We start from the raw sequence: 20,017 nt of genomic DNA on the forward strand, positions 1-20,017 counted from the left end.
ATGCCGGCCTGATAGCAGCAAATATGGCGCTGCTGACCAGCACCAGGCGTAATGAATGAAATAGGACCACTTCAGATGAACCCCCGAGTAATGTTGATCACAGGAGCCTCCAGCGGCATTGGCAGGGCCACCGCACTTCGAGCGGCGGAACAAGGCATCAAGCTTATTCTGACAGCAAGGTCGAGAGATGCCCTTGATACATTGGTGACTGAAATCGGCAAAGGGGATGCCATCTCTGCTCCGGCGGACATCACCAATTTCGACGAAGTTAGATCGGTCGTCGAAGCTGCTATCAAGAAGTTCGGCCGCCTGGATGTGGCTTTTGCCAACGCGGGTACCGGCATCTCGGAACCGGGGACCGAAAATGGGAATCCCGAAGAGTGGCGGCAGATGCTGGATGTGAACATCCTGGGTTTACTTTGGACGGCAAAACTGACCCTACCGCACCTGCGGCAATCCAAAGGCCACTTCATCATGACCGGCTCCCAGGCCGGGAGAATCGCAATGAAGGGCTCCATCTATGGCGCCTCCAAGTGGTTCGTGCGCGGCTTCGGGGCAAACCTCGCCGAGGAAATGGCGGAGTGGGAAGGGCGCTGCACTCTGATCGCGCCGGGCATGGTGAATACGGAGTTCTTTGATGAGCCCAAGCCGGACAAGCTGGATCCCAAAGATGTAGCCGACGCGGTATTATTCGCCATCAATGCGGAGCCTCGCTGCAATGTCCGGGAGATATTCCTGACCCCAACGTATTAGATTCCTCTGCGTTCCGGGGAATTGACGGTGGCACTGGCGCCGATGATGTAACCAGGTCCAACCATGGCTTTCCGGCGTGCGCGAATATCGGCCCCCTACTGACCCCTACCTCACGGTGGTACATAGCGACGAGTCCCTGCTGGTGCTGGACAAACCCAGCGGCCTGCTCTCTGTACCCGGCCGCGATCCCGCCCATCACGACAGCCTGGCCAGCCGCGCTCAGGAGCGATATCCGGGAGCCATGACCGTCCATCGGCTTGATATGGATACGTCCGGGCTGGTGATCATGGCCCGCAATCCCATGGCGCACCGGCAACTGAGCCGGCTATTCCAGGAGAGGAAGGTTGAGAAGGTCTATTACGCCAAAGTGTGGGAAGAGATGAACGACGCTGCGGGCGAGGTCGACCTGCCCCTGATCTGCGACTGGCCGAACCGGCCGCGACAGAAAGTGGATTTCGAGGTGGGTAAACCCTCACTAACCCGATGGGAACGAGTTGCCGTAGGCGATGGTCATAGCCTGGTGCGACTGATGCCGGTAACCGGGCGCTCACACCAGCTGCGGGTCCACCTGCAGGCGATCGGCCACCCTATCCTCGGAGATCCCTTCTATGCCCATCCACAGGCACTCAAAGCGGCCCCTCGACTGCTTTTACATGCGACGACACTGAAGCTTCAACATCCGCTCACAAGTTTGGAAGTGCATTTTGAGAGCAAACTCGATCTCCAGCTCTTCAGCATCTGAGCCCCCTGACACCCAAAGATAAAAAACTCACAAGAGCAACCAAGTTTTTGTGACTTGAATCACAGAAATATCTTCAGCTTATTTTTGCGGAATACGCCTGTGATAAAAACTTCATGGATGTTTGGAGTGCTCCAGGATTTATGGGGTCACAGCTTACCCCTTAAATCGACACCAACAAAAAAACAACCCAGTTCACAGCTGGGCCGGGGGAAAAATGAAAAGGACTTTAATCAATACCATTACGCTGTCATCAAGCATTCTACTTGTCGCATGCGGCGGAGGCGGAGGGGGCTCTGGTGATGGCGCAACTCAGGATAACAACCCTCCCACAAGCTCCTCCCCGACTGTCCTTATCGGCTCAATAATCGATAGCCCAATCCAGAACATTCAATTCAAAACCAGCTCAAATCGAGAAGGTACAACTGACAACAACGGTGAATTTGAGTTTGAAGAAAATGACACCGTTGTCTTCTCAATTGGAAACATAGAGTTTGAAGCAATTGATGCAAAGCAAGGCCTGACGCCACTCGAAATCTTTGGAACGGGTAGCCTGGAGGATCGTCGGGTCATCAACTTCACGAGATTCATCCAGACTCTCGATGATGATGGTGATATCAGTCTGGCCATCACTATTACGGAAAGCGCAACCACTGCAGTAGAGACCTCGGGGTTGGTCGTCTCAGACTTTGATATGGCGCCCATGGATTTTGCTGCGAGCGACAGAGTCCAGTCTCTACTCACCGAGCTCAACTTAAGCGAATTAGTTGGCATAGAGAACGCCAACACGCACTTTAGCAACTCATTAAAATCCTCTGACGTTATCGACACCGATAATGACGGCACTCCAAATAAAAATGATACCGACGATGACAATGACGGCATCGAGGATCAACATGATGAACACCCATACGACGAGTTGGCTAGCGGCGACTTCGACGAGGATGGCATCGACAATATTGATGATACCGACGACGACAACGACGGTACCGATGACTCTGCAGACAACTTCCCTTTCGACCCATCAGAAACGAAAGACTCCGACGGCGACCTTATCGGCGATAATGCCGACACCGATGACGACAACGATGGCTTTAATGATGATGTCGATGAGTTCCCTTTCGACCCTGAGAAAAGCGGGGATGTAGATAGCGACGGTATCGATAACATCAGTGACGATGATGATGACGGAGATGGAACCCTCGACATTAATGATAAGTTCCCCCTAGACAGCTCCGAAACCGCTGATTTTGACGGTGACGGTATCGGCGATAATGCTGATACCGATGACGACAATGACAATATTCTAGACTCTGAAGACCGAATTAATATTGCGGGCCACAAAGCCTCATATATACAAGAAGAAAAAATCAGCCTTAAAGCGAGAGGTTTCGACCCTAACTTTGACCTTGCTACAGACGCCGATGGCTGGCACATACAGTTTTATACTTACAGCGAAGACGAACCAGGAAGGGCCCTTACTGAGTACTCTGACGGGGGCACCTACAACGCCAACTTCGATGCTTTCTCCGGATACTGGAACATCGAGTACTGGGCCCCGAGAAAGCCAGGAAACTACAGAACAGAGATTATACTCTATTGTGCAGCCAGCCCAAGCGAGTGCGAAACAAATTTTTCCTACGACCAGATTTCTCAAAACATTTATTTTTCCAGCCTTTGCAAGGATGACCCATGCTCTTACGAGCCACTTCCGGCAAGAGGAAATTACGTAACAAATACCCCCTCTTACTCCTACGATCCTGAATTTGTCCAGAGAAGCAATGGTCAGCTATTGGCCATCCATTCAGATATTGATCAAAACAAGACCTTCGTATCAATCTCAGATGACGGCGGACTGAACTGGTCAGAAATCAGCTCACTTCCCGCAAGGATTTACAACATAGGATCGATGATTGAAACATCTGGCGGAAGTCTGGTGTTCATCGCCAATTGCAGCGGAGCCACCGGACTCTGTCTTTACTCATCCGCAGACGCATTGAACTGGAGCCAACAGGACATCACAGCAAAAATTCCTACTTCAAAGTGTTCTACTGCCTCATGCTATGAAGACATTGAAACAGATTCGATCCAGCAGATACCCGGCGGCGGCCTTGCGATTTCCTATACTCATTATCTCGATGAAGGAGATAACCCAAAATATGATATCTATGTCACGTACAGTGACGACCTTGAAAACTGGAATACACCAGTCAAAGTCTCATCAGGTTTAAACTGGGAGTACAATTCAACGCTCTTAGCGTCCTCATCTGGTAGCTTTTACCTCTCCTATCTTTCCTATACAGACAACTCGATTGTAGTAGGCGAGTCTAGTGACCTTGTGAACTGGGAAAAGAAATACATCCTTGGGCAGGCGACTCAAAATGGAGCAAGCTCAACCATCGTGGAAGTTTCTGGGAAACCTACTGTTTTCTACGAGACAGATAAAACCTTGAACTACAGTCATCTAACGAATTCAGGAAGCTTTTCCACCCCAAAATTCATTATTGATGGAATACCAAACGGCCCAAGAATCAAAGTCCTTCAGAGCGGCAATATCGGCGTCATGTATGAGATGGATCTTAATAACCAGAGAGATATTTTTTACGAGGAGCTAGACGCTGTACCTGTAGATAACTGATTAAACTTTAGTTAGGCAAGAAGGGGGCCACCGAGAGGTGGCCCTTTTATATTGGTTTGATTTTCTTAATAACCCACAGAGCCCTAATCACTCTGCAGCGCATCGATAGGATTGAGCTTCGACGCCTTGATGGCCGGGTAGACCCCAAATACCAGTCCGATCAAAGCACAGACAGAAAACGACAGCAGTATTGCCTGCAAGGACCAAGACACCGCCCAGCCGGCGTAGAGTGCGATCGCTTCAGACAGCAATACACCAAACAGAATGCCCAGCAGTCCACCCAAGATGGCGATGGTAAAGCTCTCCACCAGGTACTGGGTGCGGATATCACGCTGGGTAGCGCCCACGGCCCGCAACAGGCCGATCTCTCGAGTACGCTCCAGCACGGTGGCCAGCATGATATTCATGATGCCTATGCCGCCCACCAGTAATGAGATACCCGCGACACAGGACATGACGATATTGAAAATCGTCTGTGTCTCCATCTTCTGTGCCATCAGCGCCGCTGGCACCACCATGGTGAAATCCTTGACGTTGTTGTGGCGGCGATTGAGGAGATGGGTAATCGCGCGTGCGGCCTCATTGGCATCGGTGCCTTCGGCCAACTGGAACTTCAGTTCACTGACTTCGGCAGCGAGCAGCGGATGGGGGAAGCGCTGCATCGCCGTGGCAAAGGGAATAAAGATCTGGTTCTGTTCGGCCCCCAGGCGGACCCCCTCGAACTCGGCACCGTCCACGAAAGGCGAGTCGAGCACACCGACCACGGTGAACCACAGGTGATTGACCTTGATCCGCTCCCCCAGCACAGGCTGAGATGGAAAAAGCTGGCGGGCGACAGATTCCCCCAGCACTGCCACTTGGGCAAGCTGCTGTTCGTCCTGGTCAATAATCAGGCGCCCCTCCGACAGCTGGAAGGGTGACATACGGAAATACCCCGGACTGACACCTGTGGCCGCTGCCTCGCTCTTGCCGTATTCACTGAATACGCTGTAGGTCTCCAGTGACTTCTGCGCGGCAAACGCCTCGACAAAACCCAGCGTTGCCAGTGCCGCCTCGCCGTCCCGCAGACTCAGTCCCGCCGATTGCTTACGTTGCTCGTACAGTTCTTCTTTTTCCAGCTCGGGGCTCTGCACGATCAGGTTGTTGAGACCCATGGTCTCGATCATTCGCAGGGCCTCCTGCTCAGCCCCTTTACCGATGTTCAGCATGGCGATGACTGCACCTACACCGAAAATCATGCCCAGCAGGGTAAGCAGGGTCCGCAGTTTGTGTTGCGACAGTTCCGCCAGAGCCTCACGGAAGCTGACCAGCAGTTCGCGGCCCCGCCCGGCCCGCCGGCTGGACTCGGTTTGCTCAACCGGGCTGCCGAGTCTTTCCATGTCCGCTAACGACTGGCTCATGGCGTCACCTCCCCGTCACTGCCATCGCGCTCCGTCACTTCGTAAAGTGCAATGCGGTCGCCGCGCGCGAGTCCACTGGCGATTTCAATATGCGTCGGGGTCGCAGCACCGACCGTCACCGGCTGGCGCTTGAAGGCTCCGCCAGTGTACAGGTATACATAGGCACCATCGGCATTGCGGAACAGGCTCTGCACCGGGATTTCAATCCGCTGCTCTGAATCCGCCACACGAATCTCTGCGCGCACACCACGGCCGAGCTTGAATTGCTCCGGATGCTGCTCCTCAAAAGCGGCGATGACTTCATAGTACTTCTGCGGATTACCCCGCTCGATAGAAGAAGGCGCCGCGCTGATACTGGTTACGCGAGCGGTGAACCTTCGAGCCGGTTCCGTCTCGAACCAGAGCGTGACCGGCTGCTCCGTCGCCAGGCCGGCAGCTTCGCGGTCCAGCACCAGAAGTCGCGCCTGCATGACACTGACATCTGGCAGGTCACCCACTTTGCGCCCCGGCCAGATCCGCTGGCCCACCTGGGGCTTCTCCCCACGCCAGTTTGCTTCGTAGGTAATGAGGCCATCGTGCGGGGCAATGATTTCCAGTTCGGAAAGCCCCTCATCCAGCCGCTCGATTTTCGCCGTGTGTTTCTGCCGCTGTACCGACAACACGTCCATCTCACTTTCGGAACTTGTGGCGAAACGCTCGTTTTTCCAGTCAAGAAAATCCAGCTTGGAGTCCAGGAACTGCGTGTCCAGCTGATCATCCAGTATTTCCAGCCGTGACTTGATGCGGTCATCGTCGATGGCAAATCGCTCCGCGAAGTTTTTTTCGGCATCCACCTGATCCATATCCAGCAGGATCGCCTTCTGCTCCGTGGTCAACGCTCCCTCTTTCTCCCGCAGGTCCTCGACCACCAGCGCCAGGTCGCCGCTGGCCCAGCGACGCTGCTGTTGCATCAGCTGGGCATCGAAGCGCACGATCACATCCCCCTTTTCCACCTTCGAGTATTCGGGAGCCATCCATGCGATGACTTTGGAGGGACCGGCCACCGGAGCTTGAATGGTTGTTGCCTCCCGGGCTTCCAGCTCCCCCTCTGCCGCAACCAGCGCCTCGCGCTCGCTGTAGCCGACCTCATATAGCAGGGGTTCCGATTTTTCATCGGCACAACCACTCAGGAGCGAAGCAGCAACCACCAGCGTACCGGCACCAATCAATGGCTTGATGAAAACGCTCATCGAACCTCCCCGCTTGTGGCTGCAATCGCCTTTTCGGCCCCGGACGGAGCCAACACAATGGAAGCCGTCATACCCGGCTTGAGGTCGGCCTCACTTTCCGGGTCCAGACCGACCAGCAGATCGATCACCCGTCGCCGGTCACCTCGGGCGCGGTCTCTTACCACGCTACCGAGCTCAATGATCCTGCCACTCAGTGTGCGGGCTTCGGCGCTATCGATGGTCACATCCACCTCCGCACCGACAAACAGACGGGCCTTGTCCACCTCATCGGCCTGGCCGCGCACCTGCATTTGTGAAAGATCGGAAATCTGCAGCACTGGCTGCCCAAAGCGCACCGACTCACCTTCAGATGGCTTCTCACCCTGCCAGTTGGGCAGGTACTGCACCAGACCAGCGATGGGCGCCACCACTCTGAGCTTGTTCACTTCCGCCTGCAGGGCGGCCGTCTCGGCTTCCAGTTGCTCGACTTTGCCCTCGGCCAGGGAGACATTCAGCGCACGAGTGCGCTTGTGCAACTCTGCCAGCTCACGTGCGAGCTGCAGGTCATTAGTGGCAACCTCAAAATCAATCGCCGCTTTCTGGCGCTCGTTCCTCGACATGGAGTGATCGAGAATTTGCGCACGGCGCTGGGCTTTTTCATACTCGGCCCGCTTTTCCTCAACGGCCAGTTTGTCATCCTCGGCAATCTGCTCTTCCTTGAGAACGATATTGCCGAGCTCGCTACGCGCCTGCTCCAGTTCAGCCTTTTTGTCGATCAGGCGTTCCCGCACAGGCTTGTCATCGAAGGCGACAACGACCTCCCCCTCTTTCACGTGCGTATTTTCCGGCACCAGCTGCTTGATACTGTACTGCCACATACGGGAAATCGATGGTGGTGCCACCATGACTGCGCGGGCGGACTCGAGCTCGCCGGCAATCGGCGGCAAAGCGTTCTCACTCACCGCTGTTCGCCCGTTATCCGGCGCCTCAGCGCAGGCACCCAGTAACAGAGCAAGGAAGCTGAAACTCGCTGCACGCGAGAGAGAGGTCACAGAATGTTTCATGAATCCACCTCCGGAAACTCGATCCGTGCGCCCATACCCGGCAGGATCTGAAACTCCGGTGCCTCAGACAGAGAGAACACCAGGCGGTAATACAGCCCGCTGCCCCACTCCTTCCGCTTCTGTGGCTGGGTGGCGATTTCGGTGAGGGTGGCCGGTAGCGTGCTGTGCAGGCGAGCGTCGAAAGTGAGCACAGCAGACTGACCTTCCCGTACCCGATCGACGTCGATCTCATGTAGCCAGGCTTCAATATAGAGATCATTCAACGAGGGGATCTCGGCAATCTCCCACGAGGGCTGCGCAGTCATTCCCACGAATACCCGCTCTCCCGTCCACGGATGCTTACCATAAAGGACTGGCCCCGCACGCTCGGCACGCAGCGTCATTGCAGCAAGCCGCTCCCGATTCAATTCCAACTTGCTCAGGGACCGGTCAATACTGATCTGCTGTTTCTCGATGGCGACATCCCGGGCGAGCTGTGCCTGGACCAGTTCTTTGCGTGCCTTTTCAACTTTGGCTTCAGCTTCGCTCTCGGCCACCTGAAAAGACTCGTATTCAAATGCGCTGAGGTACTGTTTGGGTACTGCCGCATCAATCGCGGCTTTTTTCAACAGCAGCTGCTCCCTCTGGAGGGCGAACTCTTTTTCCAGAACCGTCTGGGCGTGCTTGGTTTTTTCCTGCTGCAACTTTTCCCTTGCCGTGTTCAATGCCACGGTTTCCGCATCGATATCCCCCTGGATGGAGGCACCATCGAATACCACTACAATCTCGTCCGGCTGTGCGACCTGCCCTTCCGGCATCAGCCACTGCACCTCCACACGCCAGTCATCGGTCATGGGGGCATAGAAAACCTGGCTCTCCTTCGCTCTCAGCTCACCACTAAGCAATAGTTGAGCTCTGGGATCATCAGCAAAAGCGCAGAGTGAAAGTAGCGATAAGCAAACTGGAATCAGGCGTGACACAAAGAATCCTCCACCACTTCGCCGTCGCTCATACGGATAATGCGCTGAGCGTGGGCGGCAATTTCGGGCTCGTGGGTGACCATCACGATGGTCTGCCCCTCCCGGTGCAGCTCCTTGAGCAATGCAAGAATTTCTTCAGACGTCTTGCTATCCAGGTTACCGGTAGGCTCATCGGCGAAGATGACCTTGGGGCGGTTGATCAGGGCCCTGGCGATCGCCACACGCTGACGTTGACCACCGGACATCTCGTAGGGGCGATGACTGAGGCGGTGGCCCAGCCCCACGCGCTTGAGCATTGCCGCCGCGCGCTCGCGGGCACTCTCTTCGTCTACCGACGAATAGCGCAGCGGTAACATGACGTTCTGTTGCGCGGTCAGGCGAGGTAGCAGGTGAAAGGTCTGGAAAATAAAGCCGATATGGCGGTTGCGGATGGCGGACAGGCTATCGTCGTCGAAGCTGCCCACCTCGCGTCCATCAAGCCAGTACTGGCCGGCAGTCTGCTGATCCAGGCAGCCGAGAATATTCATCAGCGTCGACTTGCCGGAACCCGACGAGCCCATGATGGCGACGAATTCGTTCTTCGAAATCTGCAGCGAGACATTGGCAAGCGCCACGACCCTGGCATCGCCTGTCCCGTATTCCCTGCACAGTTTTTCTATCGTTATCACGACTTTCTCCGGTGTTCTTCCCAGTCCACCAGACTCCCTGTCAAAAAAGTGGCTATCGGCAGGTTAATCATCCTTGTTCGGTGTGGCAAGTCGAGATCCTCCCTCTCATCCCCAAGATAGTCAGCCCACGCCTCCGGCTGGCGAGATGCAAATGAGCTATTTTCCTGTCATGGCGAGAGTGCTCCATCACGGTTCCTTGAACCATGTTCGACCGCGCATCGCTGCGCAAAGCTCCCCGTATTGCTGGTCCGCTTGCAGGTGATTCATCGTACAAGTGCCATGAGGGACAGCACCGTGCGCGGAACGGAAATCAGTAACCGGCTTTCAACCCGGCAGCGGGGCAGGATTCGATGACAGCTCAAAGTGACTCGGAAGCGGCAGACAACCGCGTCATGGCGGTCATCGCTCCCGTGGTTCCGGCCATCATCGTCGGGGCCCTGCTCTGGCAATTACCGGGAATCATGGCCGACGAGGTCGTTACTTTTGGTTGGCGCTGGGTACCGAGCCTCGGTATTTCTGCACGCTTTTTCCTCGATGGCTTGAGCATGCTGTTCGCCCTGCTGATCAGCGGCATCGGCGTATTCGTCACCATTTACGCCGGTGCTTATCTCTCCGGTCACCCCCATCTGCGTCGTTTTTATCTCTATCTATTACTGTTCATGGTCGGCATGCTGGGGCTGGTACTGGCAGCGGACCTGATCACCCTGTTCGTATTCTGGGAAGTGACCACAATCGCCAGCTACCTGCTGATCGGCTTCGATCACAGCAGTGCCAGGGCGCGCCGGTCGGCACTCCAGGCCCTGCTTATCACAGCGCTCGGTGGGCTCTGCCTGCTGGCCGGACTGATTCTTCTGGGTATTTCAGCGGGCAGTTTCGACCTGCTGGAAATCCTCGAACTTGGCGAAGACATTCGCGCCAGCACACTGTACTTGCCGATCCTGATCCTGGTTTTACTGGGGGCCTTTACCAAGTCGGCGCAACTGCCATTTCATTTCTGGCTGCCCAATGCCATGGCGGCACCCACCCCCGTCAGCGCCTACCTGCATTCGGCCACGATGGTAAAAGCAGGCATCTACCTGCTGGCCCGCCTGCACCCGGTACTCGCTTACACTCCGACCTGGCAATGGACCCTGACCCTGGTGGGCGCTGTGACACTTGTGGTCGCCGCCGTGCTGGCGCTGCGGCAAACGGACCTGAAACTCACTCTGGCCTATACCACCGTGGTTGCCCTCGGCACTCTGACCATGTTCCTCGGTGATGATGACTCGGTTGCCATCGCCGCGGCAGTCACCTTCATCCTGGTGCACTCCTTCTACAAGGCGGCACTCTTTATGGTGGTCGGGATCATCGACCATCAAGCCGGGACCCGTGAGCTGGGAAGCGTCGGAGGCTTGGGGAGAGCGATGCCCATCACCTGCCTGGCAGCTGCTGCGGCGGCCCTGTCGATGGCGGGTTTTCCACCCTTTCTCGGTTTTATCGGCAAGGAGTTGAAATACGAGGGCGCTCTGGCGATCGCTTCCGAGCCCATGCTGGTTGCCGGGGCCGCCGTGTTTGCCAATGCGCTGATGGTGGCTGTCGCGGCGACTCTTGTCTTCAAGCCATTCTTCGGGCCGCGAAAACCAACCGGCTCCACTATTGTCGAGGCACCCGTGGGACTGTGGCTGGGTCCGCTGGTATTGAGCGCCCTGGGACTGGTATTCGGCATCGCCACCCCGCTGGTTGCCGAGAGCCTGATACAGCCTGCAGTAACGGCAATACTGGGCCGCCCCGAGGTGGTGAAGATGAAACTATGGCACGGCGTTAACCTCCCGTTGTTACTGAGTATCGCCACCTTTGCTTTCGGTGTGTTCGTCTATCTGACCCAGAGACCGATTCGCGCGGGGTTGGCTGGTCTGTTGAACCGAATTCCGGTGAGCGGCGACCGGCTCTGGGATCACTTTATCGATGGCATCAAAAAACTTGCAGCGTGGCAGACCCGACTGCTGCAACACGGTGTCATGCGGCGCTATCTGTCGGTGATCTTTGCCACTGTTGCTGCGACTCTGGGTTATGTCCTGCTGCGTAACGGCGGTTTTGAACTCGAGCTTCACTGGCCGCAACTGACAGTGAAAGAGTGGGCGGCACTGGTGCTGACCCTCGCCGGTGCCCTGATGGCCGGCGCTGCCCGCGCCCCCCTGGCCGCAATCTGCGCCCTCGGCGCGCTGGGTGTGGGCCTGGCATTAATCTACCTGTTCTTCGGCGCACCGGATGTGGCCATCACCCAGTTACTGGTGGAGACCCTGTTCCTGGTGCTGGTGGCTACCACACTGCATCGACTGCCGGTCTTCTCCGGTGTACACGCACCGCGCTTTCGCTCTCTCGATGCACTGCTCGCTACTGTGGTCGGCGCGGCCGTCACACTTTCAATCCTCGCCGTGCTGCAGACAGCGTTTGATCCGGCAACCAGCCAATACTTCGAGACGACTTCGGTTCCCGAAGCTTACGGCCGCAATATCGTCAATGTGATCCTGGTGGACTTCCGCGCGCTGGATACCTTTGGCGAAATCGTCGTGGTGTTCACCGCCGCTATTGCCGCGGCGACGCTGATTGGCCATCGGATGCAGGGGAAAAAGTCTTGAACTCCATCATTCTCCAGACGGCCACCCGGGCGCTCGTGGCCCTGATCCTGTTGTTCTCCGTCTACATGCTGTTGCGTGGGCACAACCATCCCGGCGGAGGTTTTATTGGCGGATTGATTGCAGCAGCCGGCTTTACTCTCTTCGCCATGGCCTGGGGCACCGCCGCCGCGCGCCGCGCACTACGCATCGATCCCGGTAAGCTCGCCGCCCTGGGCGTATTGCTGGCGGGGATTTCCGGGGCGGTGGCAGCACTGTTGGGGCAGGCACCATTTACCGGCCAGTGGCTATTTCTCGGTGCAGCGGAGGGCGACAAGGGCCTGCCCATCAGCACCATTCTGGTTTTCGATATCGGGGTCTATCTGTCGGTGGTCGGCGCGGTGCTGGCTCTGGTGTTTGCGCTGGAGGAGGACGCTTAATCATGGAGATGGCTCTTGCTCTCGTCATCGGCATACTCACCGCTACCGGTGTCTATCTGATGCTGGCACGCAACCTGTTGCGCTACCTGTTCGGACTGATACTGCTGAGTAACGCGGCCAATCTCGCCATCTTCACCGCTGGCCGACTGACACGCGCTTCACCACCGCTGATTCCCGAGGGATTGAAAGCCCCGGACATCCCGGTCGCCAATCCACTGCCCCAGGCGCTGATCCTGACCGCCATTGTGATCGGCTTCGGCTTACTGGCCTTCTCCCTGGCATTGATCGTGCGGGCCTACCGTCGACTGGGTACCCTGGACGCCGACGATATGCGCATTGCCGAACCGAAGAAAAAAACCAAGCGGGGGACGGAGCACTCTTGAGCTGGTTGCTGGCACTGCCATTTCTGCTGCCGATCCTGGCGGCCCTGCTGACTTTCCTCACCCGGGGGAAGCCGTGCCTGGCCCGCACGCTATCGGTCGCTAGCTGTGGCCTCCTGCTGCTCACGACCCTGAGCATTTTCGCGCTGGTGGAAACCAACGGAATCCTGGCTGCGCAGATGGGGGGCTGGCCGGCGCCTTTTGGCATCACCCTGGTGGCAGACCGGTTGAGTGCGGTGATGCTGCTGGTGGCGGCGGTGGTGGGGCTTACGGTGGCACTGTTCGCCCTGTCCGACATCGATGCCCACCACGAACAGCTGGGCTTTTACAGTTATTACCAGCTACTGCTGGCTGGCGTCTGCGGCAGCTTCGTGACCGGCGACCTGTTTAACCTGTACGTCTGGTTTGAGGTAATGCTGATCGCCTCATTCGCCCTGCTGGTGCTCGGCGGCGAGCGCATTCAGCTGGACGGCGGCATCAAGTATGTGGCCATGAACCTGGTCTCCACCCTGCTGATGCTGACTGCCATCGCCCTGCTCTATGGCCTGACCGGCACGCTCAATATGGCCCAGCTGCACCTGGCCGTGGCCGGGATCGATAATCCCCTGGCGGAGAACCTGCTGGCGGTGCTGTTTATCTGCGCTTTTGGTATTAAGGCGGCCATTTTCCCGCTGTTCTTCTGGCTGCCCGCGTCCTACCACGCGCCGCCGGTGGCCGTTACTGCGGTGTTCGCCGGACTGCTTACCAAGGTGGGGGTCTACGCGCTGATCCGCACGTTCACCCTGATCTTTCCGGCGGGTGACAACCTTGCTCACGATATCCTTCTGGCGGCGGCCCTGCTGACCATGTTCACGGGTGTGCTGGGTGCCGCTGCCCATTACGAGTTCCGCAAAATCCTCGCTTTCCATATCGTCAGCCAGATTGGTTTTCTGGTGCTTGGGCTCGCCCTTTACAGCCCCCTGGCTCTGGCCGGGGCGGTGTTTTACATGGTCCACAATATCGTGGCCAAGACGAACCTGTTTCTCATCAGCGGCACGGCGCAACGCCTGACCGGCAGTTTCGAGCTGGCACAAATCGGCGGTCTCTACCGCGCAAGCCCGTTACTGGCGGCATTGTTCTTTATCGCCGCCTTCAGCCTTGCCGGTTTTCCGCCGCTGTCCGGGTTCTGGGCCAAGTTCCTGCTGGTCAAGGCGAGCCTTGACCAGGCCGCCTACTGGGTGGCGGCGGTGGCGCTGGTCACCGGGGCCCTCACACTGTTTTCCATGAGCAAGATCTGGGCGGAGGCCTTCTGGAAAGATCACCCCCAAAATGCCTGTACCGGTCTGGCCACGCTGACCTCCGCCGATCGTATTCAGCGCCTGTCACCGGTGGTTGCACTTGCGCTGATCACCCTGGTGCTGGGCCTGGTACCGCAGCCCTTTATCGAGTTTTCCATGGCGGCAGCGGACCAACTGCTGGACACGGGAGACTACCTTGAAGCGGTACTGACGCCGCCCACAAACTGAATCCGGGGAGGAGGCTTGTCGTGCGCCTGTTTCTGCTCAATATCCTGCTGGCGATCAGCTGGTCGGCGCTGACCGGCATTGCCACACTACTGAATTTTCTCGCCGGCTTCCTGATCGGTTACCTGGCGCTGGCAGTGTCCCACCCGCTTTTGGGCGATCGGGAATATTTCCGGCGGGTGCCGCGGGTACTCCGGCTGCTGCTGTTTTTCCTCAAGGAGCTGGTGCTGTCGAGCCTGTTGGCGGTCCATGAGGTGTTGTCTCCCAAACTGCACAGCCGTCCGCGCATCGTGCAGGTGCCCCTGGAGATACGTGACGACAACCAGATCCTGGTGCTGGCCAACCTGATTTCCCTGACACCGGGCACGCTGGTGCTGGACGTCTCACCGGACCGGGATGCCCTCTATGTGCATACGATGTTCGTCGATGACCCCGAAGCGTTCCGGCGGGATATCCGCGAGGGTTTCGAGCGGCAGGTGATGGAGGCCATGTCCTGATGCTGGTGACTATCGATGAAAACCGCTCGACGTTGATGGCTTTCGCCATCGACGGAGCCTCATGGCTGTTGCTGCTGGCGCTGGCGCTGTGTTTCCTGCGCATCGTCCGCGGCCCGACCCTGGCCGACCGGGTCGTGGCGCTGGATGTGCTGAATATTCTCGCCGTGGCTTACTGCGCACTCCTGGCGGTAGCTTCCGGTCGTGCCGTCTACCTGGATGCCGCCATCGCCCTGGCGCTGGTGGCTTTTCTCGTCACCGTGGCCTTTGCCCGTTTTATTGAGCGCAGCCACACCCACAACTCCGACAACCGGGAGGAGCAGACCGATGCCAATCGCTGAGATCGTGATCGCCGTCCTGCTTCTGGGCGGTAGCTTCTTTGGATTTACTGCCGCGCTGGGGCTGATTCGCATGCCCGATATCTACACGCGCATGAGCACCTCGGGCAAGGCCGCAACCCTCTGTTGCGGGCTGCTGCTGGCGGCGGTTGCGCTGCTGTTTCGCGACGCACAGGTAACGGCCCGGGCTATTGCGGCCATCCTGTTCCTGCTGCTGACCGTGCCAGTGGGGGCACACATGATCGCCCGCGCCGCCTACCGGGTGAAGAATCCCATGTGGGAGGGCACCGAAATCGATAGCGCACTGGAGAACGGTGCCAAAGCGCAGCGGAGGGACTGACTCAGGGGTTACAGATCTGGCAGCGGCCGGGGTCGGCAAATTGCTCGGCGACCGGATAGCACGCCTCCGCCCCACAGTGCCCACACACGGCTCGCCTCTGCCGCAGGCAACCGGTGGCAAAACCACAGGCGCTGCAGGGCAGGCCGAAATCCAGTTGATCCGGCCAGAAGTCTGGCGCCGCGCAGTCCGGGCACAGACTCAACAGGCGGTCGCGCAGGTTCACTGCCGCCTTGTGGATCGATCGCTGGCGCTCCGGGCAGACCATAGCGCGCAGGTCTGGCTGGATACGCAGTGGCCACGGGAAAGGGGCGCCCTCCCCGACAGTGTGACCACCACTGTGCCGGAACAACTGCGCCGCAGACTGCAGCAGAGCATCCTCACCGAGGAGGCCCTTGGCCAGATAGCCGTCCGCCTGCAGCAGCCAACCCTGACGCGGATCCCGCTCACTAAGGCCGGCGCGCAGGCTGTCGACGTCCGAGGCCTGCCACTCTTTGGTTTCGAATGGCCCCTCGGCGCTGGCCACGATTTCCAGATCCCGCTTCAGGTCCACCAGTACCAGCAGCTCCTGGTCCCAGCCCACCAGCCCCGGCATGGGACCACCGCCGAAACTGCCCTCGCTGCCGAGACCGATGCTGGCACCAGTCAGCTCACAGGCCAGGCGCGCCTTGTGCCGGGCACAGTCGACGGGACTCAGCTTGCGCTCTATTTCACCGGAAAAGGTGCCAAGGGTGTCGGTGTCGAAGGCGTCGGTGTGGCGCAGGGAGAGAAGACCATCCTCGGCGAGGACGGGTCCGATCACGGACTCTTTGCCATGTTGGGTGAGCAGCACCGCGAAGTCTGCGGAGAGCCCGGTGGGTTTCTGCTGTGACATCGGCTCTACCTGCCTACCCCCTGCCAAGGCGGCTCAGCCAGGGTCGGCCTGACCGGCTCCGATCAGCATAGCGCCCCTGCAGGGAGAGGCCTCCACAATAAGAAGGGCAGATTGCAGCGTCTCGCTCAGGACTCACCTGAGGCCCAGGGGAGAGAGACGCTGCTATCGGCAAGCGACTGCCGGTATCAGGCAGGCCGCCTGGTTTCACCGTAGAGTTCCGCCAGCATCGTGTCGATACGTGCGGCGAGTGCCTCCTGGCTGTCGTCCAGCAGGATGACATGTCCCATCTTGCGGCCGGGGCGCAGGCTCTTGCCGTACAGCCACACGCCCTCGTTGGGCTGGCTCGGTTCCTTGTCGACACCCAGCATGTTGATCATGACGGCTGGGCGCTCGGCACTGGTATCTCCCAGCGGCATGCCGAGAATCGCACGGATATGGTTTTCAAACTGGCTGGTTTCCGCACCGGCCAGGGTCCAGTGACCACTGTTGTGCACTCGCGGCGCCAGCTCGTTGATCAGCAGGCCGTCCTCACTGACGAAACATTCCATTGCGAGTACGCCGACGTAGTCCCACTCGTTCATGAGTGTCGACAGGTACTCCTGTGCGGTGCGCTGCAACTCTTCGTCTACATGCGGGGCCGGTGCGGTAGAGACCAGCAGCGTGCCCCGGTAGTGATCGTTCTCCGCCAGCGGGTACGTCACCACATTGCCGTCGGCGGTACGGGCACCGATCAGGGAGACCTCGCGGGAGAAGTTCACCCCCTGCTCAACCACGTATTCCTGCTCGTCCTGCTGCGCAAGGACCTCGTCGCGGATCGCAGCCAGCGCCTCGTCACTGTCGACGCGCCACTGATTCTTGCCGTCGTAGCCGTTTTCACAACTCTTGATAAAGGCCGGGTAGCCCAGTTTTTCCACCGCGGCACAGATCTCATCGTAATTGTTGGCCGGCACGAAGGGTGAGACCGGCAGGCCTGCCGCGGTGATTGCGGTTTTCTCCCGCACGCGGTGCTGGGTCTTTTCAAACGCATCCGGGCGCGGGTACACCGGGCAGAACTGTTCCAGTGCCCGCAGCAGTTCCACAGAGACCTGTTCACGCTCGGCGGTGATCACCTCCGGGCTGCCCATGGCACGGTAGAGCGCCTCCATGTCGGAACCTTCCCGGGCGTGCACGATGGTACCCAGCCCTTCGACACAACCGGTATTCTCGTCGCCTTCGGCGAGGAAGCTGAATGCGATTCCCAGCGGGCGGCCTTCCTGGGCCATCATCTGTGCCAGCTGGCCACAACCAACTATTCCAACGCGCCTGACTGTCATCTCTGATACACCTCGATTGTTACCCGACTTCTACCCGACGGCAGAAATCACTCGACCTCAAACGGAACCTGCGCGCTCTGGCGCTCGCGCCATGCGATCAGGCGCTGCTGCAGTTCCTCATCGGACAGCGACAGCATCTGCGCGGCGATCAGGCCGGCGTTGAAGGCTCCGGAGGCGCCCACGGCCTGGGTGGCAACGGCCACGCCCTTGGGCATCTGCACAATGGACAGCAGGCTGTCCATCCCGGTCATAAACTTGCTCTCCACCGGTACACCAATGACCGGCAGCGGGGTCATGGCGGCAATCATGCCCGGCAGGTGGGCGGAACCACCGGCACCGGCAATGATCACTTTGGTGCCACGCTCGTGAGCCGTAGTGGCGAACTCCACCAGCCGCTGGGGTGTGCGGTGGGCAGAAACCACTGCGGTGGCAAAGGGCACTTCCAGCTCGGAGAGCGGCTGGGTCGCCTTCTGCATGGTCGGCCAGTCAGATTGTGATCCCATCACGATAGTGACTTTTTCGAAGGGAATCTGTTTCACTTACGGTTAACTCCAGTGTTGCACGGGCGCCAGCGAAGCGGTCATCGCCACCAGCTCATTGAGGGGAAAGCCGCCGCCAGGATCATGGCGACACCGGCCTCTGCGGCCCACTCCGGACGCCTCGACCAAAGTGGCTCTGGCGACCACCCCGAATTAAAGGCGGAGAAGGATACCAAAACTCAGCGAGAAAGCACGCTATACGGGGCTTTCCGGGACATCCAGCCCCTCTCGCAAGCCATTTCCACCCCGCAACCCTCTCTAGTTAGGTTAAGACCGGCCATTCGCGACCACAATGGGCCATACGGTCCGGCTTTGTCCCTTGCGGCACCTCACCCCGACCGACAATTTCCCGGTGACTGCGCCCGGGGTGCTACCTTTTGTTCATTGACTGTGGAGGCGGGCCAGTTTCCGCCACACACCCCTACCAGCAATTAAACCGGAGTGATTTTCGGCTTCCAGGCCAGGTGATCAACGGATAGGGTGACGGCCCGATGAAATATGACCGGCGCGTCTGGGGCTGGGCTTTTTACGACTGGGCCAACTCCGCCTTTGCCACGGTTGTGCTCGCCGGATTTTTCCCGTTGCTGTTCCAGGATTATTGGAGCGCTGACGCCAGTGCCGAGGACGCCAACCTGCGGCTCGGCTGGGCCAATGCCGCAGCCTCGCTGATCATCGCCCTCTCCGCCCCCTTCCTAGGCGCCATTGCCGATCGCTCGGGCACACGCAAGCGTTTACTGTTGCTGTTTGCCATCGGCGGCATGCTCGCTACCGGGCTTCTGGCCGGGGTACCGCAGGGCAGCTGGTTTGCGGCCGCTCTGCTGTTTGTCTGCGGTACCGTCGGCTTTCTCGGTGCCAATCTGCTCTACGACGCCCTCCTGGTTCACGTGGCCCCGGTGGAGCGCTGGCACGCAATTTCCGGTCTCGGCTTCGGGCTCGGCTACCTCGGCGGCGGGCTCCTGTACCTGGGGTGTGTGATCGCCGCATTGAAGCCGGAGCTGTTCGGCTTTAGTGACAGCACGGAGGCGGCGCTGGCTGCTTTTGCCGTTACCGCCCTGTGGTGGGGAGTTTTTTCACTGCCACTGTTGTTACTGGTTCCCGAACCCGCGCCGGTAGGCCAATCCGGACAGGGCTCGCTGTGGCGACAGAGTGGCGGACAGGTAGTGGAAACCCTGCGCGCCCTGCCCCGGCATCAGCATCTCCTGCTTTTCCTGATTGCGTACTGGCTCTATATCGACGGTGTGGGGACGGTAATCCGGATGGCTGTGGCCTACGGTCGGGCGCTCGAGTTTGAGCGCTCGCACCTCATTCTGGCGTTATTGCTGGTGCAGTTTATCGGCTTTCCCGCGGCTATCGCCTTCGGCTATCTCGGCAACCGAATCGGTCCACAACGCGGCATCTATATCGGCCTCGTCATCTACACACTGGTGTGTATCTGGGGTTTTTTCATTCGCGCCCCGTGGGAGTTTTTTGCCATCGCCATATTGATCGGGCTGGTCCAGGGGGGCGTACAGGCCCTGAGCAGATCCTGCTATGCACGACTGATTCCGGCAGAACAGAGCGGCCAGTTCTTCGGCTTCTACAACCTGATGGGAAAGTTTGCCGCACTGATTGGCCCGCCGCTGTTCGGGCTATTCGGAGCCTGGTTTGGCGACGCGCGCTACTCCATGCTGTCGCTCATTATCCTGTTCGCGGCTGGGGGAATACTGTTATCCCGCATTCCCCCGTCGGCCTTTAAATAATGATTGCTGCCCGCCGGGGGTCTTCCCTGGGGGCAGCC

The 20,017-nt window shown here is 58.6% G+C and carries 19 protein-coding genes; 11 read left to right on the top strand and 8 right to left on the bottom strand.

The features are described from left to right. Positions 1-90 precede the first annotated feature (90 nt). The 3 genes from AUP74_RS01040 to AUP74_RS01050 all read left to right on the top strand — a co-directional run bounded on the left by AUP74_RS01040 (position 91) and on the right by AUP74_RS01050 (position 4,130). Complete coding sequence (locus AUP74_RS01040) at positions 91-753, top strand: SDR family oxidoreductase (RefSeq protein ID WP_226999924.1); 663 nt, start codon at positions 91-93, stop codon at positions 751-753. A gap of 76 nt (positions 754-829) precedes the next feature. Further along, complete coding sequence (locus tag AUP74_RS01045) at positions 830-1,495, top strand: pseudouridine synthase (RefSeq protein ID WP_069945930.1); 666 nt, start codon at positions 830-832, stop codon at positions 1,493-1,495. Positions 1,496-1,709: 214 nt separating this feature from the next. Further along, on the top strand, positions 1,710-4,130 hold the full coding sequence (locus tag AUP74_RS01050) for a sialidase family protein (protein WP_069945931.1): 2,421 nt from the start codon (positions 1,710-1,712) through the stop codon (positions 4,128-4,130). Between the two features lie 83 nt (positions 4,131-4,213). On the opposite strand, the gene AUP74_RS01055 is transcribed toward AUP74_RS01050, so the two are convergent. The 5 genes from AUP74_RS01055 to AUP74_RS01075 form a co-directional block, all read right to left on the bottom strand. Then, complete coding sequence (locus AUP74_RS01055; RefSeq protein WP_226999853.1) at positions 4,214-5,530, bottom strand: ABC transporter permease; 1,317 nt, start codon at positions 5,528-5,530, stop codon at positions 4,214-4,216. Next, positions 5,527-6,759, bottom strand: coding sequence for an efflux RND transporter periplasmic adaptor subunit (locus AUP74_RS01060; protein ID WP_069945932.1), 1,233 nt, complete (start codon positions 6,757-6,759; stop codon positions 5,527-5,529). The genes AUP74_RS01055 and AUP74_RS01060 overlap by 4 nt, the downstream gene beginning before the upstream one ends. Then, complete coding sequence (locus AUP74_RS01065) at positions 6,756-7,802, bottom strand: HlyD family secretion protein (protein ID WP_069945933.1); 1,047 nt, start codon at positions 7,800-7,802, stop codon at positions 6,756-6,758. The genes AUP74_RS01060 and AUP74_RS01065 overlap by 4 nt, the downstream gene beginning before the upstream one ends. Next, positions 7,799-8,635, bottom strand: a complete 837-nt coding sequence (locus tag AUP74_RS01070) for an HlyD family secretion protein (RefSeq protein ID WP_083260739.1) — start codon at positions 8,633-8,635, stop codon at positions 7,799-7,801. The genes AUP74_RS01065 and AUP74_RS01070 overlap by 4 nt, the downstream gene beginning before the upstream one ends. A gap of 113 nt (positions 8,636-8,748) precedes the next feature. Beyond that, entirely contained in the window at positions 8,749-9,429 is a 681-nt protein-coding gene (locus tag AUP74_RS01075; protein ID WP_069945935.1) for an ABC transporter ATP-binding protein, read from the bottom strand. A 350-nt stretch (positions 9,430-9,779) separates the two neighbouring features. On the opposite strand from AUP74_RS01075, the gene AUP74_RS01080 reads away from it, so the two are divergent. Genes AUP74_RS01080 through mnhG form a run of 7 tightly spaced genes read left to right on the top strand, consistent with a single transcriptional unit; the run spans position 9,780 to position 15,517 of the window. Then, positions 9,780-12,047: a putative monovalent cation/H+ antiporter subunit A gene (locus AUP74_RS01080; protein ID WP_069945936.1), complete on the top strand. Its 2,268-nt coding sequence runs from the start codon at positions 9,780-9,782 to the stop codon at positions 12,045-12,047. Further along, positions 12,044-12,463, top strand: a complete 420-nt coding sequence (locus AUP74_RS01085; RefSeq protein WP_069945937.1) for a Na+/H+ antiporter subunit B — start codon at positions 12,044-12,046, stop codon at positions 12,461-12,463. The genes AUP74_RS01080 and AUP74_RS01085 overlap by 4 nt, the downstream gene beginning before the upstream one ends. Positions 12,464-12,465: 2 nt before the next feature. Further along, the gene (locus AUP74_RS01090; RefSeq protein ID WP_069945938.1) at positions 12,466-12,846 is read left to right on the top strand and encodes a Na+/H+ antiporter subunit C; all 381 of its coding nucleotides are present in this window, start codon (positions 12,466-12,468) and stop codon (positions 12,844-12,846) included. Continuing rightward, the gene (locus AUP74_RS01095; RefSeq protein WP_069945939.1) at positions 12,843-14,348 is read left to right on the top strand and encodes a Na+/H+ antiporter subunit D; all 1,506 of its coding nucleotides are present in this window, start codon (positions 12,843-12,845) and stop codon (positions 14,346-14,348) included. The genes AUP74_RS01090 and AUP74_RS01095 overlap by 4 nt, the downstream gene beginning before the upstream one ends. Positions 14,349-14,368: 20 nt before the next feature. Beyond that, entirely contained in the window at positions 14,369-14,842 is a 474-nt protein-coding gene (locus tag AUP74_RS01100; protein WP_069945940.1) for a Na+/H+ antiporter subunit E, read from the top strand. After that, on the top strand, positions 14,842-15,180 hold the full coding sequence (locus AUP74_RS01105; RefSeq protein WP_083260740.1) for a cation:proton antiporter: 339 nt from the start codon (positions 14,842-14,844) through the stop codon (positions 15,178-15,180). The genes AUP74_RS01100 and AUP74_RS01105 overlap by 1 nt, the downstream gene beginning before the upstream one ends. Beyond that, positions 15,167-15,517, top strand: a complete 351-nt coding sequence (gene mnhG, locus AUP74_RS01110; protein WP_069945941.1) for a monovalent cation/H(+) antiporter subunit G — start codon at positions 15,167-15,169, stop codon at positions 15,515-15,517. Before AUP74_RS01105 ends, mnhG begins: the two co-directional genes overlap by 14 nt. A 1-nt stretch (position 15,518) precedes the next feature. Here the strand turns inward: mnhG and AUP74_RS01115 are convergent, their stop codons facing one another. The 3 genes from AUP74_RS01115 to purE form a co-directional block, all read right to left on the bottom strand. Then, positions 15,519-16,388 (bottom strand): DUF6671 family protein, encoded by an 870-nt coding sequence (locus tag AUP74_RS01115; protein WP_069945942.1) that lies wholly within the window; start codon positions 16,386-16,388, stop codon positions 15,519-15,521. 185 nt (positions 16,389-16,573) lie between these two features. Continuing rightward, positions 16,574-17,701: a 5-(carboxyamino)imidazole ribonucleotide synthase gene (locus AUP74_RS01120; protein WP_069945943.1), complete on the bottom strand. Its 1,128-nt coding sequence runs from the start codon at positions 17,699-17,701 to the stop codon at positions 16,574-16,576. A gap of 47 nt (positions 17,702-17,748) precedes the next feature. Further along, entirely contained in the window at positions 17,749-18,240 is a 492-nt protein-coding gene (gene purE / locus AUP74_RS01125; RefSeq protein WP_083260741.1) for a 5-(carboxyamino)imidazole ribonucleotide mutase, read from the bottom strand. Between the two features lie 491 nt (positions 18,241-18,731). Here purE and AUP74_RS01130 point away from each other — a divergent pair, with 491 nt between their 5' ends. Continuing rightward, the gene (locus tag AUP74_RS01130) at positions 18,732-19,979 is read left to right on the top strand and encodes an MFS transporter (RefSeq protein ID WP_069945944.1); all 1,248 of its coding nucleotides are present in this window, start codon (positions 18,732-18,734) and stop codon (positions 19,977-19,979) included. Positions 19,980-20,017 lie beyond the last annotated feature (38 nt).

This window comes from Microbulbifer aggregans (assembly GCF_001750105.1).
In the GTDB taxonomy this organism is placed as follows: domain Bacteria; phylum Pseudomonadota; class Gammaproteobacteria; order Pseudomonadales; family Cellvibrionaceae; genus Microbulbifer; species Microbulbifer aggregans.